Origin of the sequence: Mycobacterium sp. NPDC050853 (assembly GCF_040653875.1) — a bacterium.
In the GTDB taxonomy this organism is placed as follows: domain Bacteria; phylum Actinomycetota; class Actinomycetes; order Mycobacteriales; family Mycobacteriaceae; genus Mycobacterium.
Genome location: NZ_JBFAGW010000001.1, coordinates 1,213,973 through 1,234,499 on the forward strand (window position 1 = coordinate 1,213,973; position 20,527 = coordinate 1,234,499).

Sequence of the window (20,527 nt, forward strand, 5' to 3'; positions counted from 1 at the left end):
CGCCCTCACGCCTTGGACGGCCACCAACTCAGCTTGCCGAAGGCCTGCGCGAGGGTCGGAACCATCAGGGTCCTGACGATGAAGGTATCCAGCAGAATGCCCACGCCGATGATGAAGCCCATCTGCACCATCTGGTTCACCGAGCCGACCATCATGCCCAACAGGCTGGCGGCGAACACCAGCCCGGCCGAGGTGATCACCGAGCCGGTCTGGCGCACGGTCCGAATGATGCCGACCCGCATATTGCGGGTGCTCTCCTCCCTCAGGCGCGAGATGAACAGCATGTTGTAATCGGCCCCGACGGCGACGATAAGTACGAAGGTCATGGCCGGGACAGCCCAATCGAGTTGTTGCCCAAGGAGAACTTGGAACACCAGCACGCCGATGCCCAGTGACGCGATGTAGGTGAGGAGCACCGTACCCAGCAGGTAAAGCGGCGCGACGACCGCCCGCAGCAGCAGACACATCACCAGAAAGATGATGAGCAGTGTCACCCCGATGATTTCTCGCAGGTCGCTGTTATACGCCTTCTTCAGGTCGGCATTGATGGCCGGGAACCCACCGACCGAAACCGTGGCACCGGCGAGCGCGGTATTGGGTGTGGCTTCGTTGCCGACGCGCTCCATATCGCGGCTCAACTGCATCGCTTCGGGCCCATACGGATTGAGCGGCGACTGGATCAGATACATCGCGGTACGACCGTCTTCCTGCAGGAATGCCGAACTCAGCTCCTTGAATCCAGGATTCTGCAGCATCGCTTGCGGCATGGAAAATCCCGATGCCGCAGGCGAATTGGAGTCCTTGCTGATGGTCTGCAGGGTGACGGCGGCCTCGCCCATGGACCGTACGGTGTCCTCCAACTGGGTGTTCAGATCACGCATCCGAACGCCCATCGTCTTGACGGAGTTCATGTCGACGCCGAGCCCCTGCAGCTGCTGGAAGTAGCCCGAAATGCGCTCGAATTTCCGTTCCATCTCAGGTAATTTCGCAAGTAGTCCACGAATCTGCTTGAACTGCCCATTCATATCGCTCAGCAGCTGGGTGATCGTCTTGCCGCCGGTGACCGCCCGCACCGACTCGCGCAGACTTTCCACCGAGGAGAGCGGGCCCGTGTCGCGCAGCTCGATCAGCTGATCTCGCAACTTCACACAGTCCGGCTGCACCGGGCAGAACGGAGATTGGGCCAGCGTCTGGGTCAACGACGCCCCGGCGTCGAGCGCGGAGAACGTCGCCTCCACCGAGGGCCCCATCTTGGCCAACTGGTCCACCATCCCCGCCACGGTGCCCATCTGGGATATCAGCGACTGGTACCGATCGAGCTGTTCCCCAACCTCTTTCGCCATCGACAACATCTGCGGCATCATCTGCTGCATCCGAGCCAGGTCCCCGTCGCCGAGCTCATTAGTCATCGCCGACATGACATCGGCGAGCTTTGACATCCGTTCGAGCTGGGGCCGTAGGTCGGCGTTGACCTGACCGCTGGTCTTGTCGATCTGCGTTCCCATGTACCCGATCTGCCACGCCAGGGTGGCCTGGGTGAGTTTGTTGCCGTCGGGCCGCGTAATGCCGACAACCTTCCCCACACCCCTGAGCTGCGAGATGCGCTCGGCCATCTGGTCCAGATCGGCCAGCGCGCGCGGGGTGCGCAGATCCGACTGTGCCTGCACCAAAAGGTATTGAGGCATCGTCGAATTGGCGGGGAAATGCTCGTTGAGGGTGCGCATGCCCTGCGTTGACTGGGCCGATTCCGGCAGCACCTTCGACATGTCAAAACTGGGCCGCATGAAGGGGACGAAGGCCGCGGCGGCCAACAGGATTGCGGTGGCCGCGGCGAATACCGGCCACGGATGTCGCACGACGGTCACGCCGATGCGGTGCCAATACACCCCCGCCCGATCGGGCCCCGGTAGGCCGAGCCCACGCTTTGTGGCCAGGCTCAGTGTCGCGGGCAGCATGGTGGTGACCACGAAGAACGCGACGATCACACCCATCGACACCGCGGGTCCCGATGCCGCGAGGAAGGCCAGTTTGGCGGTCAGCTGCGCGATATTCGCGATCGCCACCGTGGCGGCCGTCGCCAGAATGACCCGGGTCATCGAGCCGCAGGCGTGTGCCAGAGCGTCCTCCGGGGTCTCCCCCGCGCGTATTCGTTCGTGGTACCGACTCACCAGGAAGACCGTGTAGTTGACACTCGCCCCCATCAACACGGCCATCATCAGTCCGGCCGACACCGAGGACACCGGAACCAGACCGCGATCGGCAAGCCCGGCGATGACGCCACGAGCGATGAGCAGGCTCATTCCCATTACCAGCAGGGGCAGCATCGCGGTGAACCACGACCGAAACACCAACAGCAGGATCAGGCCGATGACAACCACGGTCACGGCGCCGATCTTGGGCAGATCTCCCAACGCCGCGTTGCCCATATCGCTGACGGTTCCCGCCGCCCCGGTGATATTCGCGGTGGTGGCCGAACCGGCGAACGTCTGCTTCACCAGATCATCGACCGAGCGATACGCCCGCTGCGCCAACGGAGTACCCAGATCCCCGCCCAGGCCCGCCATCGCGTACCAGGTGGTGCCGTCCTCGCTGAGCACCTGCTTGCGAGCCACCGGGTTATTCCGCATCCGCGGATCGCCCAGCTGATCCTGGACGAAGGTGACGTACTCCTTGTTCCCATTGAGCCGGTCGATCAGCGCCGAGTAGCGGGCCTGCGCGTCGGCGTCGAAGCCCTTATCGCTGTGCATCACGATGATGACGGCGTTGTCGATGCCGGGACGGCCGAACGCCTTTCCCATCTCCTTCATCGACGCGAGCGCCGGGCTCACCTCACCCGTGGGCAGCGGACTCACCGAGTGCTCGTTGGCCACCCGCTCCAGCTGCGGCCAGGCGGTGTTGACGAGAACCCCGACCGCGAGCCAGGCCAGTATCACCAGCTTGGCGTGCTTCGCCACGAAGCGCCCCGCCCGCTCGAACGCCGGACTGTATTGGTGCGACATCGTCAGCTCCTCAAATCAGCGGCGGGAAGGTCATGCTCGGCATGGATGGCACACCCGTCATCGACATGACGGTGTATCGGAGGGTGAAGGTTCCGCCGAGGTCGTCGCCGACCACCATGACGGTGTACTTGGAATTGAGGTAGGCGTCCTGGCCCATGACGGTTTGATGTTCGAATCCGGCATCGGTGAGCAGCTTGCCGGCCGCGGCCACCGCCGACGCGTCGACACCTCTAACGGCCAGGGTCCGCGAATCGCCCTCGGCATCTTGGCGATATGTGCCCTTGACGACAGGGATATCGCTCGGAAAGTCAGCGGGCAGAATGCTGACCCCGGGCGGGGGCTGCGGTATGGGCGTGACCGGCGGATACGTGGTGCGTTCTACGGCTCCGCCCACGAAATCGGACATCGAACAGGCAGTTACAGCCGTCGTCATCAATGCGGCGGCAAACACGAGTACCGCGACATGAACGCTTCGTTGCGCCATGGCGGAATACTACAAAGAAGAATCGAGGAGTGCTAGCCCCTGCTAACTAAAGCTAGCCCTAGTTAGCTCAGCGCCCGTTCCAGGTCGGCAATGAGGTCCTCTGTCGACTCCAGCCCGACGGAGAGCCTCACCACGCCATCGGAGAGCCCGATCGCGGCCCGCCCGTCCGGGCCCATCGCGCGGTGCGTCGTCGTGGCGGGATGAGTGATGAGCGACTTGGAGTCGCCCAGGTTATTGGAGATATCGATGAGCGACGTCCCGTCGAGCACCCGGAAGGCGGCCTGCTTACCGGCATCGCCGTCGGCATCGAGTTCAAATGTCACGACGGTTCCGCCGCCGCGCATCTGACGCTTCGCCAGCTCATGCTGCGGATGCGTCTCCAGGAACGGGTACCGCACCCAACGAACCGCCGGATGCTGCTCCAGGAACCGCGCGATCTGCAGCGCGGATTCGTTCGAATGATTGACTCGAACCGCCAGCGTCTCAAGGCCTTTCACCAGCGTCCAGGCATTGAACGGGCTGAGAGCCGGCCCGGTGTGCCGCATCAGCGTCTTGACCGGTCCCTCGATGTACTCGGTTTCACCCAGAATCGCACCACCAAGCACCCGGCCCTGGCCGTCGATGTGTTTGGTACCTGAGTAGACCACCACATCAGCACCGAGCGGGATACCCTGCTGCAACAGCGGAGTGGCAAAGACATTGTCCAGCACCACCTTTGCGCCCGCCGCATGCGCGAGCGTGCACACCGCCTCGATATCGACAAGCGATTGCATTGGGTTGGAAGGGGTTTCGAAGAAAACGGCTTGCGTCGGAACCGACAGCGCCTCCTCCCACTGAGAGAGGTCCTCGCCGTCGACGAACACGGTCTCCACACCCCAGCGGGGCAAGATCTCATTGCAGACCACGAAACAGGAACCGAACAGGCTGCGCGCGGCAACCAGCCGGTCGCCGGCGGCCAGCAGCGCACCCAGCGCGGTGAAGACCGCCGACATGCCCGTCGCCGTCGCGAACGCCGCCTGCGAGCCCTCGATCAGCCGCAGCCGCTCCTCGAACATCGAGACCGTCGGGTTGCCGTATCGCGAGTACACGTACCTGTCGACCTCGCCGGTGAACGCCTTCTCCGCGGCCGCCGCGCTCTCGTACACATACCCGGACGTCAGGTACATGGCCTCGGCGGTTTCCTCGAATCCGGAGCGCAGCAGCCCGCCGCGCACCCCGATGGTCGCCTGGCTCACCCCGTCCGGCAGGGCTTTCGGAATGCGGACAGAAGGAATGCCGTCCGGAGTCTGGTTCATGACTGCCGCCACGGCAGACCGATGGCGCGCCAGCCCACGCCGCCTCGGTGCCCGTGCTCATCGAGATTGCCCTCGAAGCCATCAAGCACGTTGTAGGAGGGCGCGATTCCCGCCTCCGTCGCGATCTCCGCGGAGCCGATCGAGCGGTTACCGGACCGGCAGAGGAACACCACGGGCCGGTTATCCCCTTCGGAAGGCCCGGTCACGCCCGCGGCCGCCAGCTCGTCGAGGAAGTCGTCATTGTGCTGGCCGTTGGAACGGGTCCACTCGACGTACACGACATCGCGCTTGAGCTCGGTCAGGTCGGGAACTCCGACCCACTTCCACTCGGCCGACGTGCGCACATCCACGAGCACGGCTTCTGGGTTTTCCTTCAGCAGCGCCCACGCCGCCTCGGGGGTGATATCTCCTGCGTAGCCCACGAAGAGCCAGTCTATTAGTACTGAGTGCACACCCTCCACGAGCCGTCTTCCTTGGTGAGGGTGGCGGCGGCGGTGAGCTTGTTGTCCTCGGATTTCATGTAGTGATAGGTCACCTGTGCGGTGGCGGCATCCCCGCTGATCTTGACGTCTTTGACGTCATCCACATATCGGTTTCCGCGCGATGCCTCGGATTTGTCCTGCGCGGCAATCAGATTCTGCTCTGGAGTGACGATGGCCCGACAGCTGTTCGCCACATAGTCGGCGTACGCGCGTCGCTGCAGTGCGTCGTTCTGCGCAACAACAGCCCGCCCCACTCGGCCCTCTTCGGTGAGGCCGTCACTCGACCGGAAGATCACCGATACGGCGATACCGATCACCACGATTCCAAAGATCACCGCTCCGGCGATGAACGGGGCGATGCTGGCCCCATCCTCGGAATCCGATGCCTGTTCCTGCGGCGTCATCGGAGATGCCTGGCGACCTGCTGCGCGCGCGTGAGCGCCAGCGCAGTGTTGGGGGCGGTCGCCAGTCCCACCCCGATGCGGCGGCGCCGGTGGGTTTCCGCGTGTCCGAACACCCGAATATCACTTTCCGGTACCTGGAGCGCCTCATCGAGCTGCCGGGGTGACGGACCGTCACCGTCTCCGTAGACCACCTCGGCGGCCGCCGGCGACACCAGGATGGTGTCGATGGGCGCACCCAAGACCGCACGCGCGTGCATATCGAACTCCGACAGTCGCTGTGACCGCACCGTCACAAGCCCGGAATCATAGGGCCGCGCACTCACATCGCAGAAGTACACCTCGTCACCGCGTACGAACAGTTCGACACCGTAAACACCATGCCCGCCAAGGGCATTAACCGCCCGCGCGGCGATCGACCGTGCCAGCTCCAGGGCCGCCTGGCTCAGCGGCTGCGGCTGCCACATCTGCATCGCGTCGGTTCCGCTTTGCCGGTGCGCGATGGGCTCACAGAAGTAAAGCCTCGTCGCGCCGCCAACCCCGGCCGTCCGCACGGTGAGCAACGTGATCTCGTAGTCGATCTCCACCGCGGTCTCCACCAGCACCCGCTGGATGCCTCCGACGCTGGATGCGATGGCCTGTTCCCATGCCGGTTCGGCATCACTGTCACGCAGCACCACCGACTGGCCTTGGCCGTATGTCGCCGACACCGGGCGCACCACCGCCGGGAAACCCGAGGTTTCGAGCACCTCGTGCAGCTCCTCGACCGAATTCGCGAACCAGAACGCGGGTGTGGGCAAGCCGAGCTCATCGGCCGCCATCCGGCGCATCGCCTCGCGGTCGCGGGCGAGTCGGACCGCCTTGACGGTAGGAATCACCTGGGCGACTTTCTGCTCGGCCACCTTGTCCAGCGCATCCCCGGACGCCGTCTCCACCAGGGGCACCACGAAACGGGGTCGTTCCTTCTCGATGAGCTCGAACAGACGCTCCGATTCATCGATCGGCGCCAGCACCGTACGGTCCGCCGCATCCTGGGCGGGTCCGCCCTCCCTGGAGTCCACCACCACTACGTCCGCGCCCAGGCGCTGGAAGGAGATCGCCAGTTCCCTGGCCAGCTCACCCGAGCCGAGCAGCATCACGGTGGTGCGGTTCGCGTTGGAAGGTTCCGGCTGCGGCTCGGGCTTCGTGGCCTTGGCCGCTTCGGGCGTCTTGGCTGCGTTGGAACCGGACCTGGCGCCGTTTGTGGCGCGGATGGCGTCCTCGGTAACCGACCCGGATTCGACGGGCTCAGATTCGACGGTGGTGCCGGTTGACCCCGTCGAACCCTGCTCGCTGGGGGGCGAACCCTCCTGCGTCACCACGATGCCCTCCACGCCTTCTGGTCGCTCTGTTGCCCTATCGGACCGTGCCTAGCGTGCCAGATTGCCACAGGCCATCAACCAAGAGTGCTGTGGACATAGCACCAACGCCAGTTCTCCCCCGGCTCGTGTGAACGCATCACTGGATGCCCGGAGGAGTGAAAATGCGCAGTGGCGTGCTGGTGGGGGCTGGAATCGCAACAGCCGACCCGGCCACATTCCAGGCACATCCGCAAATGGGCCCACACCTGCTCGCCCAATGCCGCGCAGTCTTCGCACTCACCGGGAGTCCGGGGTTGTGGATCTTGGCCAACGGCAGCGGCCAGCTCGGGGCATAGGCCACCGCCCGCTGTCGACCCAGCCGACTCGGATACCGCCGCCCCACGTCGAAACAGCCGTCTCATCTCTACCCACCTCCTCTGCCCGCTTACCCTGCCAGTCCGGACACCGCACACAATACGAACGTGAACGTTTCCCTGCTGGCAGTACTGACGGCCGCGCTGGTGCTGGCGGCGATTTCCCGGCGATTCGGCCTTCCCTCGCCGTTGGTGCTGGTCGTGGCCGGATTGGCGGCCACCGCGATCCCCGGCTTGCCGCCCATCGAGATGGATCCCGACCTCGTGCTGTTCGTGATCCTCCCCCCGCTGCTCTACACGACGGCGCTGGAAAGTTCCTACGTCAACCTGCGTAAAAACATCAGAGCAGTAAGCGGCCTCGCCGTGATACTGCCGCTGCTCACCACCGTCGCGGTGGGCTTCGTGGCGTTCTACACCGTCCCCGAGCTGCCACTGGCCGGCGCGCTGGTGCTCGGTGCCATCGTGGCACCGCCCGACGCGGTATCGGCCACCGCCATCGGCCGACGCCTCGGACTGCCGCGCAACATCATGACGCTGCTGGGCGGCGAGAGCCTGCTCAACGACGCGACCGCGCTCACCGCGTATCGGGTGGCGATCGCCGTGGCGATCGGGCTCGGCGCCACCGTGACCGACGGGCTCAAAATATTCGCACTCGCCGCCGTGGGCGGGCTGTTCGTCGGTTTCGTCATCGGCAAATTGGTCAACATCATCCGGTGCAAGCTCGACGATCCGCTGTCCGAGAGCGCGATCGGCCTGGTGGTGCCGTTCTTCGCGTACCTGCTCGCCGAGGAGATTCATGGCTCCGGCGTGATCGCCGTCGTGGTCGCCGGGCTCATGTTGGGTCACCGCTCGGTGCACGCCGGATACGCCACCCGGCTACAGGACGACGCAGTGTGGAAGGCCGTTCAGCTGCTGCTGGAATCCTTCGCGTTCCTGCTCATCGGGTTGCAGCTGCCCAAGGTGATCGAAGGACTTCGGGGACTGTCCTTCAGCACCATCGTGCTGTCCTCGATCGCGGTACTGACAACGGTGATCGTGGTACGAATCCTGTTCGTCTTCGCATTCGCCTACCTGCGGCCACCTGGCCAACGCCCCTCGGCGCGTGGGGTTTTCGTGGTGGCGTGGGCAGGTATGCGTGGCGTGGTGTCCCTGGCGATGGCCTTCGCGGTACCTCTCACCACCGTCACCGGCGAGCCACTGCCCGGACATCCGCACATCGTGTTCCTGACCTTTGTGGTCGTGGTGGGAACCCTGCTGCTACACGGTCTTACGTTGCCATGGGTGATCCGGGTCCTCGGCGTACAAAGCGATGACGAACGCAAGGACGCCCTCGCCGAGGCCGCGGCTCAGGACAAGGCCGCCCGCGCTGCCGCCGACCGTCTCGAGGAACTGCTCGATGACAACGACGGTATCGAGGACACCAACGTGCGGAGCCGTGCCGCCGAAATATTGCGGCACTGGAATACCCGCAGGCGTAACGCGGCATGGGAGCGCCTCGGACGGAGCGACGAGGACGCCGGTGAGAGCCCCATGGCGGCGTTCCGAAACCTGCGCCTGGAGATGCTGGAGGTGGAGCGCGAGGTGTTCATCGCCGAACGCGACTCCGGCAATATCGACGACGAGGTGTTACGCACCGTGCTCCGGGGCCTCGACCTCGAAGAGGCCACCATGAATCAGGCCGACCGGTAAGAGGTCAGGGCTGGCCGGGCAGCAGCTGCACCATGAGCCCGTTGGCATCGGCCAGCACCGTGCCCTGCGCGTCGTACAGCTCCGCCGAGACAAAGGCCTTGCGGCGATCGACCTCGTCGATGCGGCTACGAGCCGTCAACGGGACCTCGATCGGAACTACCTGCCGATAGTTGACGTGCAGGAAGGCCGTACGGCTGATGGTGCGGCCCGCCATGATCACCGTCATCCCGAAAAGGTGATCGAACAACAGCGGCAGGATGCCGCCATGTACCGCACCGTTGCCGCCCAGGTAGTACCGAGGGAAGTCCCCGTGGGTCTCGATGCCGTCCGGGCCGGCCGTGTCGATGAACCACGGCGGCAGCAGTAGATGTCCATTCGCCGGTTCGTCGGCAACCCGATTGGCGGGTCCGACGCCCTCGGCCGCCTGGTGCGGGGCCATCAGCTCGACCAGCTTCTCGGTGAGATCGGCGGCTTCATCCCAGCCCGGATCGTCCATATCGGCGGACACCGCAAGGCTCTGGAGCTTCCGCATGGCGGTCAGGAATCGCCCAAAGCCCGGACCGACCGAGGACGGCGAGTACTGCGGGAACCCTCCGCCGCGGATTTCACGGATCGCCCGATTCATCTCTTCATGCAGTGCGGCGAGTCTGTCCGCATCGGCCGTCATGACCTCGAGAGTATGTCCCGCCGCACGATCGTCTGATCCCGGCCCGGTCCGACACCTATGCACGACATCGGCGCACCGGCCAGCTCCTCCAAGCGCAGCACATAGTCCTGGGCCTTGGCGGGCAGGTCGGCGAACTCACGCGCAGCGGAGATGTCCTCCCACCAGCCCGGAAGCTCTTCGTAAACCGGTGTGGCGCGGTAGATCTCGCTCTGCGTCATCGGCATTTCACTGGTGCGCTTACCGTCCACCTCGTACCCGACACAGATGGGCACCGTCTGCAGACTCGACAGCACGTCCAGCTTGGTCAGGAAGTAGTCGGTGATGCCGTTGACCCGGGTGGCGTACCGGGCGATGACGGCGTCGAACCATCCGCACCGCCGGGCGCGGCCGGTGGTGACGCCCACCTCGCCGCCCGTCTTGGCCAGGTATGCGCCGTGCTCGTCGAACAGCTCCGTCGGGAACGGACCCGAACCCACCCGCGTCGTGTAGGCCTTCAGGATCCCCAGCACGGTGTTGATCCGCGTGGGACCGATACCCGAGCCCACCGATGCACCGCCCGCGGTTGGATTCGAGGACGTCACAAACGGATACGTGCCGTGGTCGACATCGAGCAGCGTGCCCTGGGACCCCTCCAGCAGCACCGTCTCGCCGCGTTCCAGCGCCTGATTGAGGAGCAGGCGGGCGTCGGCGATGCGATGCTTGAATCCCTCGGCCTGCTCCAGCACCCCGTCGACCACTTGGTCGGGATCGAGGGCCTTGCGGTTGTAGATCTTGATGAGCACCTGGTTCTTGAATTCCAGTGCGGCGTGCACCTTCTGCCGCAGCGATTCCTCGTCCAGCACATCGGCCGCACGGATACCGATACGCGCCACCTTGTCCTGGTAGCAGGGTCCGATACCGCGGCCGGTGGTGCCAATCTTCTTGGACCCCAGGTACCTTTCGGTCACCTTGTCGATCGCCACGTGATACGGCATGAGTAGATGCGCGTCCGCCGAGATGATCAGGCGGCCGGTGTCGATACCCCGCTCCTCGAGACCCGCGAGCTCGGTCAGCAGCACTCCGGGGTCGACTACGACCCCGTTGCCGATGACGTTCGTCACCCCCGGGGTGAGGATCCCCGAGGGGATCAGGTGCAGGGCGAAGTTCTCCCCGTTGGGTAACACGACAGTGTGTCCGGCGTTGTTACCGCCTTGGTAGCGGACTACCCATTGAACCGAGCCACCGAGCAGGTCGGTCGCCTTGCCTTTTCCCTCGTCACCCCATTGGGCGCCGATCAGGACTATTGCCGGCATGTGCGTTTCTCTGCGCTTCCTGGAGGCAGCCCACACCGCGGGCCATCGCGGCGCAGCGCTGCGCGTGCAAAATGTTGTTCAGCCGGTGAGTCACTGTATCCGAGGCCACAGGCTTTGTGCGTATCTGGACGGGCAAAAAGGAGCTGCGCTGAGTATCACAAGCACCACAGGGGCCGCATCGGCGCGAGTTTTGCTGTTCGGTGCGCGGCGGCTGCCGCATGCGCTGCGGGCACTGCCCACCGACCGGCCGGACGGCGCCGAGGGGCTACGCGCACTCGTGGATGGACTCCCGGACGGCACGAGGCGGCTCATCGTGGTCGGCGGGGACGACGACCTCGGGCAGGTGTTGACCCGGCTGATGCGTGCCGAGAAGCTGGATGTGGAATTAGGTTTCGTACCGGACCGCCGCTCACGCGCGCGGCGGATCTACCGGATCAGGTTCGGTTCGGCACGACGGGCACGCGATGGCAGCGCACACCGGGTGCCGCTCATCCGAGACGACACCGGCACCGCCCTCGCCGGGCGCGCCTCATGGCAGACCGTCATCGGCGAGGCCACAGTCGATGACACCCTGCTGTTCGGTCCCTCCGATGGCGCCGCCACCGTCGACGTCGAGCCCACCGAGTCGGTACCGGGCCTGCGGGCCTCGGTACGGCGCCGACCGCGGCTCCTTCCCCGCCACTGGGCCACCGGACGGGCGGCTCAGCTGGGCACCGAGGGTGCCGTTGTCGTCCGTGACGGTGTCGCGGGCCCTCGTCCGGTGACCAGGTCGACGTTCTATCGGCATCAGCAGGGATGGCTGCTAGTCCGGTAGCTTTTGCCCGTGAACGTCAAGCAGTCCGTCCGTCCCAGCCCGGTATTTCTGGCGCTCGTTGCGCTCACCATCGCCGGGGCGGTGGCCGCATGGTGGGGCGGCAACTCCACCGAGCCACTGGCACGCGGTGGGGTGTTCGTCTTCGTGCTCGCCGGGTGGGTGGTGTCGCTGTGCCTGCACGAGTTCGGGCACGCCTACACCGCATGGCGTTTCGGCGATACCGGAGCGCGCGGGTATCTGACGTTGAACCCGCTCCAATACACCGACCCGGTGCTGTCCTTGGCGCTGCCACTGGTGTTCATCGCTCTCGGCGGTATCGGGCTGCCGGGCGGCGCAGTGTATGTACACACCGCCGGGATGAGCAATCGCCAACGCACCCTGGTGAGCCTGGCCGGGCCCAGCGCGAACGCCGCGCTTGCAGTGCTGATCCTGGGGGCGACAACGCTTTTCTTCGATCGCGACCATGCGGTGTTCTGGGCGGCGATGGCCTTTCTCGGATTCCTTCAGGTGACGGCGGTGGTGCTCAACCTGTTACCCGTACCCGGCCTGGACGGCTACGGCGCACTCGAACCGCATCTGAACCCACAGACGCGCCGCTCGCTCGAGACCTTCAAGACGTTCGGGTTCCTGATCCTGTTCGTGCTGCTGATGGTGCCACCGATCAACCAAGCATTCTTCGATGCCGTCTACTGGATAGTCGCATCATTGGGCGTCGAACCCGACCTCGCCCGACTGGGCGGCTGGCTGTTTCGCTTCTGGGCCAAGCTGCTCTAGCCGGCCTGTGGTCTTCGCGCAAGCGGCCCATCTACCAGTTGGCGTGCTCTTCGCAATGCTCTTGCGCCTCAGGCGGTTCCACCTGAATGGTGGCATGGGGCAGACCGCGTTCGGTGAGCACCAGTCGCGCGGCCTTCAGCACCTGCGCCGCGTCGGCGGTGCTGGTCAGGTGTGCGGTGGCCATGTCCTTACCGGGCACCAGGGTCCACACATGCAGATCGTGCACACTGCTCACACCGTCCACCGCGAGTAGCGCCGCCCTTAGCTCCTCGACATCGATGTGTTTGGGCGAGGTCTCGGTCAGGATGCGCAGCGCGGCCCGCGCCAGCGCGAACGCCCGCGGCAGGATCCACAGCGAAATAAGGACGCCGACAACGATATCGGCGTACTTCCAGCCGGTGGTGAGAGTGATGATGGCGGCCACCAGCACCCCGACGCTGCCGACGGCGTCGGCCAGCACCTCCATGTAGGCACCTCGGACCGCAAGGCTGCTCTCGGCATGCGAGCGCAGCAGCCAGATCACCACCACGTTGGCGGCAAGCCCGGCCAGCGCGACGACCATCATCGGCAGGCCGGGGACCTCCGGGGGTGCGCCGCTGGTGAGACGTTCCACCGCCTCGTACATGACAAAGACCGCGATACCCGTGAGGAGCGCCGCATTGACGATCGCGGTGAGGACCTCGGCCCGGTGCCAGCCGTAGGTCCTTGCCGCGGACGCACTTCCACGGCGGGCCAACGAGATGGCACTGAGCCCCATGATGAGACCGACGAGGTCGGTGAGCATGTGACCGGCATCGGCCAACAGAGCCAGCGAGTTGATCAGCAGGGCGACGACGAGTTCCAGGATGAAGAACGACCCGACGATGCCCAGGGACACCACCATGCGCCCCACCCGGGCGTCGGCCGGATCGGCGACACGCCCGTGATCGTGCCCTGCTCCCACTGCGGCTCCCTTCGACCTATCCGAACTTATATGCAAATGTTCGCATAGGCCAATGCGTCTCCCGACACGCCGCGTTACGGCAGGTTCGTATCGCATGAGGCCGCCACGAGACGGCGTGTCGGGGGAGGAGAGTTACAGACCGAGCGCGGGACGGGCCGCCGGATCGCAGTCGTCGAGCAGATCGCAGCACCGCGCGTACTCGTGGTCCTCGCCGATCAGTTGAGCGGCGCGTGCCAGGGCCGCTACGGCGCGCAGGAAGCCGCGATTGGGCTCATGCGAGTACGGCACCGGACCGAAGCCCTTCCACCCGTTTCGCCGCAACTGGTCCAAGCCACGGTGATAGCCGGTGCGGGCGAACGCGTAGGCGGTGACAGTGCTGCCGATGGAACCGTCATCGTCCAGCGCGCCTTCGGCCAGTTCCGCCCAGGCGATCGATGCGGCAGGCCACGCCGCCGCCACCGCCGCGGGATCCTGGCCGTTGAGCAGGGCCGATTCGGCGTCCTCGTCACCAGGCAGCAGCACCGGCTCGGGACCCAGCAGGTCACGCATTGGACTTGAGGAAGGACTCGGGGGGAAGACTCATGGAAACCATTCTGACGCCAACCGTCTGCCGCGATCACGATAGGGTGGGCCCGGTCGATCCCAGATCGATGAGGCGCTGCGCGAAAAGCGTTATGTACGGATAAGGAAACAGACGCATGGCGAACCCCACCGGTGGAAACCCCGAGGCCAAGCCCGACGCACCCAGCGGCAAGCCTGCGGACTCCACCGAGCAGCCGGAAGGCACCGCGAACATCACGGAACCAGCCGACACCACCGACACCGGCCCGGTCCCCGCACCCGATGACGCCCAGACCGTCGTGATGGCTCCGGCCAAGCCTGATGTTCCGCGTTACACGGCGCCGGGATTCGATGCCAACAAGACCGAGATGATCGTGCCCGTCGCCGATGATCCGAAGACCGAGCTCATCCGTCCGCTGTCACCACAGTTGCGCGCCAAGGCCGCAACCCCCGAAACCATCGCTCCGCGCAAGGACGAGAAGCGCAGCTGGGGCTGGGTGATCGCACTCGCGCTCGTCGTGGCCGCGCTGGCCGCCGTGATCGTGCTTGCCGCCGTCATCATCTCGCGCACCAGCACCCCGAAAGCTTCGCAAGAAGAACTGGTGCGCAACAGCATTCAGAGCTACGACAACGCCATCCAGACCGGCAACCTGGCCGCGCTGCGGACAATCACCTGCGGCGAGACCCGCGACAGCTACGTCCGCTACCCCGATACCGAGTGGTCACAGACCTACCAGAAGGTGGCAGCCGCCAAGCAGTACCCGGTGGTGGCCAGCGTCGACGAGGTAGTCGTCAACGGCGAACATGCCGAGGCCAACGTCACTTCGTTCATGGCGTTCGCACCGCAGACCCGCTCAGCGCGGAGCTTCGATCTGCAGTTCCGCGATAAGGAATGGAAGATCTGCCAGTCCGACTAGTTCGTGCCACCCGAGGATGAGGTGGAACCGCCCGATGAGGTGCTTGCCGACTTCGAGCTACTGGCACCATCGGGACTGCCGGCCGAGCTAGAACCCGCCTCACCCGGCTTGCCCGCGACACCGCCACGTCCACCGGGGCCACCGGCCCCTCCCGTGCGTGAGCCCTTCACGGACGACGAGTTCCCACCATTGCCGCCGGCACCGCCCCGGTGAATGGGGCCACCATTACCGCCGGTACCACCGGCGCCGCCCTTACTGTCCCCGTCCACCGCATGCGAGTGGCCACCGTGGCCAGCAGCACCACCATTGCCCAGACCTTGGGAGCTGCCACCGGATCCACCGGCGCCACCGGTGTTGGTTTTACCCTTGTCCCCGTTACCGGTTGCATCGCCGCCGGCACCACCGCCACCACCGTTACCAACGGCACCCGACTTGCCACCGGTACCACCGGATCCGCCGGTCGCAGGACCCGTTTTCACCACACCCTGTGAGGTTTCGGCCTTACCTCCGGCACCACCGCCACCGCCGTTCCCGACAACCGCGTGCGAGTTGGCGCCGTCACCGCCATTACCGCCGACGGCCGTGCCGCCCAGGCTCGACGAAGCCCCGCCGACGCCGCCCGAACCTCCGTCACCGGCCAGCGCACCCGAGGAGCCACCGACACCACCGGTGCCGCCCTTGGTCTCCCCATAGGTCGATTTGGCCTCACCGCCCGCACCACCGGCGCCACCGCTGCCCGCGATCACCCCACCACTACCGCCGACACCGCCGTTTCCACCGGTGCCCGGTTCGGATGTCCGGGTATCGAACGAGTTGGAGGTGCCGCCCTGACCGCCAGTGCCACCGGTACCGAGTAGCCCCGCATTGCCACCGTCACCACCGACACCCCCGGTGGACGTACCGGTGAAGAAGTTGCTGCCCTCGCCCCCCTTGCCACCGGCACCACCATCACCGGCAAGGGCGCCACCCTTACCGCCGGTACCGCCCGCGCCGCCGACACCGGATTTCCCGTCGGCCGTCGCAGACGCGTCTCCACCCTTGCCTCCCACGCCGCCGGTACCGATCAGTCCGGCATTGCCGCCGTCACCACCCTTTTGTCCCGGTAGGCCATCGCCACCGACGCCACCGTTGCCGAACAGCAGGCCGCCGTTACCGCCCTTTTGACCGGGTAAACCCCTGCCGCCGTTGCCGATCAGCAGACCGCCGTCCTGGCCGAGGCCACCGTCACCGATGATCAGGCCACCTGGGCCGAACAGCGGCCGTTGGGTATAGACGCCTGCGGCGTTCGGTGAGCCATCGCCGATGATGAGACCACCGGGCCCGAACAGCGGCCGCCCGCCGAACAGATTCCACGCCGATCCCCCGTTACCGACATTCGTGGCGCCGCACTTGCCTGCGGCACCGGACACGCAGTCGGCGTAGGCCCGCTCCGCGATGGCCTTTTCCTCGGCCGACTTCGCCGACGCCAAACGGTCCCGTGCCGCAGCGGCCGTGTAATCGGCCGCGGCCTTATCGGCGGCAGCTTTGGCCGCCGCGTAACCGTCTGCCTGCTGCTGCGCGGTCGCCAGTAGCTCGGCGGCCCGCTGTGCGTCCGCCTTTGCCGCGGCTGCTTGATCTGCGGCTGCCGTGGCGGCCGCCTCTGCGGCTACTCGGTCGCCGGCCGCCGACTGTGCCGCGGCCGTGGCTTGAGCGGCCAATGCCTCGGCGGCTTGCGCAGCGCGCTCGGCCTCATCGGCCTGCTCCGCGGCAATTCGGGCCGCGTTCTGAGCCTCGGCAACCTCGGGCGACGGGGCCCCGGCACTCACCGCCGTATCCACCGCAGCCTGCGCCGTGGCCGCCTGGGTCGCGGTTTCGACGGCCTTGGCACGAGCGGTCGTCGCATCGGTCAGGGCCGCTCCGGCCGCGGTGCCCGCGCTCTCGGCGGTCGCGGTCTTATCGGCTACCGATCGTTCGGCAGATGACTGCCGGGTATCCCGAACCTGGGCCAACTGCGCCGCCGAGCCGACCTGCGCCTCAGTGGATTGGACCTTCTGATCCGCCTGAGCCTTCGGATCGGTCTGCGCGGCCGCCGCCGCCTCGGCGAAGATCGGACGGCAATCGGCCGCAATGACATTGAGACGCTGCTTCGCCTCTTGTGCTGCTTTGTCCATGGCCGCACGGTCAGCCGCAGCCTTCTCCGCCGCCAGCTTCTGGAAGGCCGCCTCGCCCTCCGCTGCCTGGACCGCTGCGGCATCGGAAGCGCTCTGCGCCTCAATCTTGGCGGCGGCGGCACGATCCTCGGCAGCCTTGGCGGAATCGGCGGCCGCGGCCTGCGCCGCCGCATCCTTATCCTTCAATGCCTGCTCGGCAGCCGCCCGGTCACGCGCGGCCGCGGCTTGAGCCTCGTCGAATACCTTGGCGGCGGCAGCGGCGCGCGCCGAGGACGCCGCGGCAGCTTCGGCCGAGCGCAAGGCATCAGCTGCGGCCTTGTCGACCGCCGCCTTGTCGACACCGGCCTGCGTTGCCGCGTCGATAACGGCCTTCTGGTCGCCAACCGCCTGTTCTGCCGCAGACTTCGCGGCGGCGGCCGCATCGGTCGCCGCCTTGACCGCATCTGCGGTGTGTGTGGCCTGGGCTGCGGCCGCGTCCTTGGCGGCCTGTGCATCCTGGGCCGCCTTCGCCGCATCGGCCAGCGCCTTATCGGCAGCAGCCTTGGCAGCCTGGGCGTCGGCGGCGGCCTTGGCATCCTGGGCCGCCTTGTCACCGGCACTCTTGGCTGCATCCACCGCGGCCTTGGCAGCAGCATTCGCGTCCGCCAACGCCTTATCGGCTGCGGCCTTCGCGGCGGCCGCAGCATCAGCCGTCGTGGCAGCGCCGGAAAGCTTCAGGTCGGCCGCAGCCTTCGCCGCGGCGGCATCCGTGGCTGCCCTGTCCGCGTCTGACAGTGCGGAATCCGTGGCGGTCTTCGCCGCCGCGGCAACATCGGCAGCGATCTTGGCCTCGGCCGCCGTCCGGTCCGCAGCGTCGTTGATGCCTGCGGCATCGACGGCAGCCTTCGCGGCATCCGCGGCCTTGCGGTCCGCGGCGTCTTTCGCCGCGGCAGCATCTGCGGCAGCTGCATTAGCGCTCGACGCCGCCTGATTCGCCACGTCGGCGGCGGATAGCGCATCCTTGGCTGCCTTATCGGCATCGGCAAATGCCTTGTCGGCGAGCACCTTCGCAGCTTCCGCAGCGGCGGCGGCCTGGGCCGCATCGGTAACCTTCACACCTGCCGCATCCGATGCGGAAACCGCGCCTTGAGCAGCACTGCTCGCAGCGGCCAAGGAGCTGTCGGCTGCGGCCTTAGCGGCGACGGCAGCATCAGCGGCAGCCTTGGCCCCCACTGCCTTCTGATCCGCAACAGCCTTGGCCGCCACCGCATCCGCCGCGGCCTTCATCGCATCGGCAGCCTTCTGGTCCGCAGTGTCCTTGGCCGCTGACGCGGCGACCGCGGCCTTGGCAGCGGCGACGGCCTTATCGGCGGCATCCTTCGCCGTGGTGGCGGCATCGGTAGCGCCCTTATCCGCATCTGCCAACGCGGTGTCCGCGTTGATTTTCGCCGCTGCCGCCGCATCCGCGGCCGTCTTGGCATCAGCGGCCTTCTGATCCGAAGCAGTCTTCGCGGCCGCCGCATCCGACGCCGCCTTACCCGCATCCGCGAACGTCTTGTCCGCCGCAGACTTAGCCACACCGGCGGCATCATCGGCAGCCTGCGCGGCCGCGGACTTATCGGCAGCATCCTTCGCCACGGTGGCCGCGTCCGCAGCGGCCTGTGAGGTATCCGCAAAAACCTTGTCGGCAGCCACCTTGGCGGCGGCCGCTACATCGGCAGCGGCACCCGCATCAACCGCCCTCTGATCCGAAGCAGTCTTCGCGGCCGCCGCATCCGACGCCGCCTTACCCGCATCGGCCAATGCCGTATCCGCTGCGGCCTTCACCGCAGCCGCCGCATCGGCGGCCGTCTTGGCGGCATTTGCCTTATCTGCGGCCTCTCCCGCGCTCGCCGCGGCATCGGTCGCCGCCTTACCCGCGTCCGTGACCGCCTTGTCCGCATTGGCCTTTATCGCTGCCGCCGCGTCATCGGCGGCTTGGGCGGCTGCGGACTTGTCGGCAGCATCCGTGGCGGCGGTGATGGCATCTGTCGCAGCCTTATCGGCGTCGGCGAGTGCTTTATCGGCGGCAGCTTTCGCGGCGGCCGCCGCATCCGATGCCGTCCTGGCATCAACGGCCTTCTGGTCTGCCGCAGCTTTGGCCGCCGCCGCATCCGCCGCTGCCTTGTCCGCATCGGCAAGCGCCTTGTCGGTGACCGCCTTATCGGTGGTGGCGGCATCCGCCGCAGCCCTCGCCTCCGCGGCCTTCTGATCTGCCACGCTCTTGGCAGTCGCGGAATCCGCCGCAGCCTGATCCGCAGCCACCAACGCCCTATCCGCGGTGACCTTCACCGCAGCGGCCGCATCCGCAGCCGTTTTGGCTGCGGATGCCTTGTCTGCGGCGTCGTTGGCCGCCGCTGCGGCATCGGTGGCCGCCTTGCCTGCATCGGTCAGTGCCTTATCGGTGATGGCTTTCGCCGCAGCAGCATCCGCGGCCGCCTTGGCGGCGTCAGCGGCCTTCGTGTCCGCGGCGGTCTTGGCGACAGCCGCATCACTAGCGGTCTTATCCGCATCTGCCAACGCCGTATCGGCGGTGACCTTCACCGCCGCAGCAGCATCCGCAGCCGACTTGGCGTCAACCGCCTGCTGATCCGCAGCCGTCTTGGCTGCCGCGGTATCCGCGGCCACCTGCGTCGCACCCGTTAATAGGTTGTCCGCATTGACCTTCGCCGCAGTCGCCGCGTCCACGACCGTCTTGGCATCAACCGCCTGCTGATCCGCGGCCATCTTGGCTGCCGATGCGGCGGCAGTAGCGTTCGTCGCATCCGCCAACGCGGCGTCCGCGACAACCTTCGCGGCATCCTTCGCCGACTTATCTGCATCCGCCGCAGCCTTGGCCGCAACGGCATCTGTCAACGCCTTATCGCTCGCGGCAGCGTTGGTCTGCGCATCCGTCAATGCTGCATCCGCCGTGGACTTCGCCGCGGCTGCGGCATCCCCGGCTGCCTTGGCGGCGGCGGCATCCTGAGCTTTGGCCGTCGCGGTATCCGCCGCAGCCGTGGCCGCGGTCGCCGCATCGGCCGATGCTTTGTCGGCAGCGACCTTGACGGCATCCGCAGCAGTGACGGCTGCGGCCGCATCGGTCGCCTTCTGATCCGCCACGGTCTTGGCGGCAGCCGCATCACCGGCGGCCTTATCCGCATCCACCAACGCCTTATCCGTAGTGACCTTCACCGCCGCAGCAGCATCCGCAGCCGTTCTGGCATCAACCGCCCGCTGATCCGCCACGATCTTGGCGGCAGCCGCATCACCGGCGGCCTTATCCGCATCCACCAACGCCTTATCCGTAGTGACCTTCACCGCCGCAGCAGCATCCGCAGCCGTTCT

16 protein-coding genes are annotated in these 20,527 nt (G+C 66.4%); 4 read left to right on the forward strand and 12 right to left on the reverse strand.

Features of this window, described 5'->3' with window-relative positions:
* Positions 1-5 precede the first annotated feature (5 nt).
* The 7 genes from AB0H22_RS06035 to AB0H22_RS06065 all read right to left on the reverse strand — a co-directional run bounded on the left by AB0H22_RS06035 (position 6) and on the right by AB0H22_RS06065 (position 7,423).
* The gene (locus tag AB0H22_RS06035) at positions 6-2,999 is read right to left on the reverse strand and encodes an RND family transporter (RefSeq protein ID WP_358145455.1); all 2,994 of its coding nucleotides are present in this window, start codon (positions 2,997-2,999) and stop codon (positions 6-8) included.
* Positions 3,000-3,009: 10 nt separating this feature from the next.
* Positions 3,010-3,483 (reverse strand): hypothetical protein, encoded by a 474-nt coding sequence (locus AB0H22_RS06040; RefSeq protein ID WP_358145457.1) that lies wholly within the window; start codon positions 3,481-3,483, stop codon positions 3,010-3,012.
* Positions 3,484-3,545: 62 nt separating this feature from the next.
* Entirely contained in the window at positions 3,546-4,778 is a 1,233-nt protein-coding gene (locus AB0H22_RS06045) for an O-succinylhomoserine sulfhydrylase (protein WP_180749091.1), read from the reverse strand.
* Positions 4,775-5,200: a rhodanese-like domain-containing protein gene (locus tag AB0H22_RS06050; protein ID WP_358145459.1), complete on the reverse strand. Its 426-nt coding sequence runs from the start codon at positions 5,198-5,200 to the stop codon at positions 4,775-4,777. The genes AB0H22_RS06045 and AB0H22_RS06050 overlap by 4 nt, the downstream gene beginning before the upstream one ends.
* 14 nt (positions 5,201-5,214) lie before the next feature.
* Positions 5,215-5,664, reverse strand: coding sequence for a nuclear transport factor 2 family protein (locus AB0H22_RS06055; RefSeq protein ID WP_180749095.1), 450 nt, complete (start codon positions 5,662-5,664; stop codon positions 5,215-5,217).
* Complete coding sequence (gene purT, locus AB0H22_RS06060; protein ID WP_180749099.1) at positions 5,661-7,034, reverse strand: formate-dependent phosphoribosylglycinamide formyltransferase; 1,374 nt, start codon at positions 7,032-7,034, stop codon at positions 5,661-5,663. The genes AB0H22_RS06055 and purT overlap by 4 nt, the downstream gene beginning before the upstream one ends.
* A gap of 62 nt (positions 7,035-7,096) precedes the next feature.
* Entirely contained in the window at positions 7,097-7,423 is a 327-nt protein-coding gene (locus AB0H22_RS06065; RefSeq protein WP_358145462.1) for a UBP-type zinc finger domain-containing protein, read from the reverse strand.
* A gap of 60 nt (positions 7,424-7,483) precedes the next feature.
* On the opposite strand from AB0H22_RS06065, the gene AB0H22_RS06070 reads away from it, so the two are divergent.
* Positions 7,484-9,064 (forward strand): Na+/H+ antiporter, encoded by a 1,581-nt coding sequence (locus AB0H22_RS06070; protein ID WP_180749102.1) that lies wholly within the window; start codon positions 7,484-7,486, stop codon positions 9,062-9,064.
* 4 nt (positions 9,065-9,068) lie between these two features.
* On the opposite strand, the gene AB0H22_RS06075 is transcribed toward AB0H22_RS06070, so the two are convergent.
* Positions 9,069-9,731 carry a PaaI family thioesterase gene (locus AB0H22_RS06075; protein ID WP_358145465.1) on the reverse strand — a complete coding sequence of 221 codons (663 nt, stop codon included), beginning with the start codon at positions 9,729-9,731 and terminating at the stop codon, positions 9,069-9,071.
* Positions 9,728-11,023 (reverse strand): adenylosuccinate synthase, encoded by a 1,296-nt coding sequence (locus AB0H22_RS06080; RefSeq protein ID WP_180749106.1) that lies wholly within the window; start codon positions 11,021-11,023, stop codon positions 9,728-9,730. The genes AB0H22_RS06075 and AB0H22_RS06080 overlap by 4 nt, the downstream gene beginning before the upstream one ends.
* A gap of 148 nt (positions 11,024-11,171) precedes the next feature.
* On the opposite strand from AB0H22_RS06080, the gene AB0H22_RS06085 reads away from it, so the two are divergent.
* Positions 11,172-11,837 carry a peptidase M50 gene (locus tag AB0H22_RS06085; RefSeq protein ID WP_358146100.1) on the forward strand — a complete coding sequence of 222 codons (666 nt, stop codon included), beginning with the start codon at positions 11,172-11,174 and terminating at the stop codon, positions 11,835-11,837.
* Positions 11,838-11,846: 9 nt separating this feature from the next.
* Positions 11,847-12,611 (forward strand): site-2 protease family protein, encoded by a 765-nt coding sequence (locus AB0H22_RS06090; RefSeq protein WP_180749108.1) that lies wholly within the window; start codon positions 11,847-11,849, stop codon positions 12,609-12,611.
* Positions 12,612-12,642: 31 nt separating this feature from the next.
* On the opposite strand, the gene AB0H22_RS06095 is transcribed toward AB0H22_RS06090, so the two are convergent.
* Positions 12,643-13,554, reverse strand: coding sequence for a cation diffusion facilitator family transporter (locus AB0H22_RS06095; protein ID WP_358145467.1), 912 nt, complete (start codon positions 13,552-13,554; stop codon positions 12,643-12,645).
* A gap of 132 nt (positions 13,555-13,686) precedes the next feature.
* Positions 13,687-14,103: a DUF3151 domain-containing protein gene (locus AB0H22_RS06100; RefSeq protein ID WP_358145469.1), complete on the reverse strand. Its 417-nt coding sequence runs from the start codon at positions 14,101-14,103 to the stop codon at positions 13,687-13,689.
* Between the two features lie 149 nt (positions 14,104-14,252).
* On the opposite strand from AB0H22_RS06100, the gene AB0H22_RS06105 reads away from it, so the two are divergent.
* Positions 14,253-15,032 (forward strand): DUF4878 domain-containing protein, encoded by a 780-nt coding sequence (locus tag AB0H22_RS06105; protein ID WP_358145471.1) that lies wholly within the window; start codon positions 14,253-14,255, stop codon positions 15,030-15,032.
* On the opposite strand, the gene AB0H22_RS06110 is transcribed toward AB0H22_RS06105, so the two are convergent.
* Positions 15,029-20,500: a hypothetical protein gene (locus AB0H22_RS06110; protein ID WP_358145472.1), complete on the reverse strand. Its 5,472-nt coding sequence runs from the start codon at positions 20,498-20,500 to the stop codon at positions 15,029-15,031. The two genes, AB0H22_RS06105 and AB0H22_RS06110, sit on opposite strands and share 4 nt — an antisense overlap.
* Between the last annotated feature and the right edge of the window lie 27 nt (positions 20,501-20,527).

Coding starts and splice junctions, on each gene's coding strand:
- AB0H22_RS06045 (WP_180749091.1), bottom strand. CDS start 4,778: ATGAACCAGACTCCGGACGGCATTCCTTCTGTCCGCATTCCGAAAGCC.
- AB0H22_RS06105 (WP_358145471.1), top strand. CDS start 14,253: ATGGCGAACCCCACCGGTGGAAACCCCGAGGCCAAGCCCGACGCACCC.
- AB0H22_RS06065 (WP_358145462.1), bottom strand. CDS start 7,423: ATGAGACGGCTGTTTCGACGTGGGGCGGCGGTATCCGAGTCGGCTGGG.
- AB0H22_RS06035 (WP_358145455.1), bottom strand. CDS start 2,999: ATGTCGCACCAATACAGTCCGGCGTTCGAGCGGGCGGGGCGCTTCGTG.
- AB0H22_RS06055 (WP_180749095.1), bottom strand. CDS start 5,664: ATGACGCCGCAGGAACAGGCATCGGATTCCGAGGATGGGGCCAGCATC.
- AB0H22_RS06040 (WP_358145457.1), bottom strand. CDS start 3,483: ATGGCGCAACGAAGCGTTCATGTCGCGGTACTCGTGTTTGCCGCCGCA.
- AB0H22_RS06080 (WP_180749106.1), bottom strand. CDS start 11,023: ATGCCGGCAATAGTCCTGATCGGCGCCCAATGGGGTGACGAGGGAAAA.
- AB0H22_RS06100 (WP_358145469.1), bottom strand. CDS start 14,103: ATGCGTGACCTGCTGGGTCCCGAGCCGGTGCTGCTGCCTGGTGACGAG.
- AB0H22_RS06075 (WP_358145465.1), bottom strand. CDS start 9,731: ATGACGGCCGATGCGGACAGACTCGCCGCACTGCATGAAGAGATGAAT.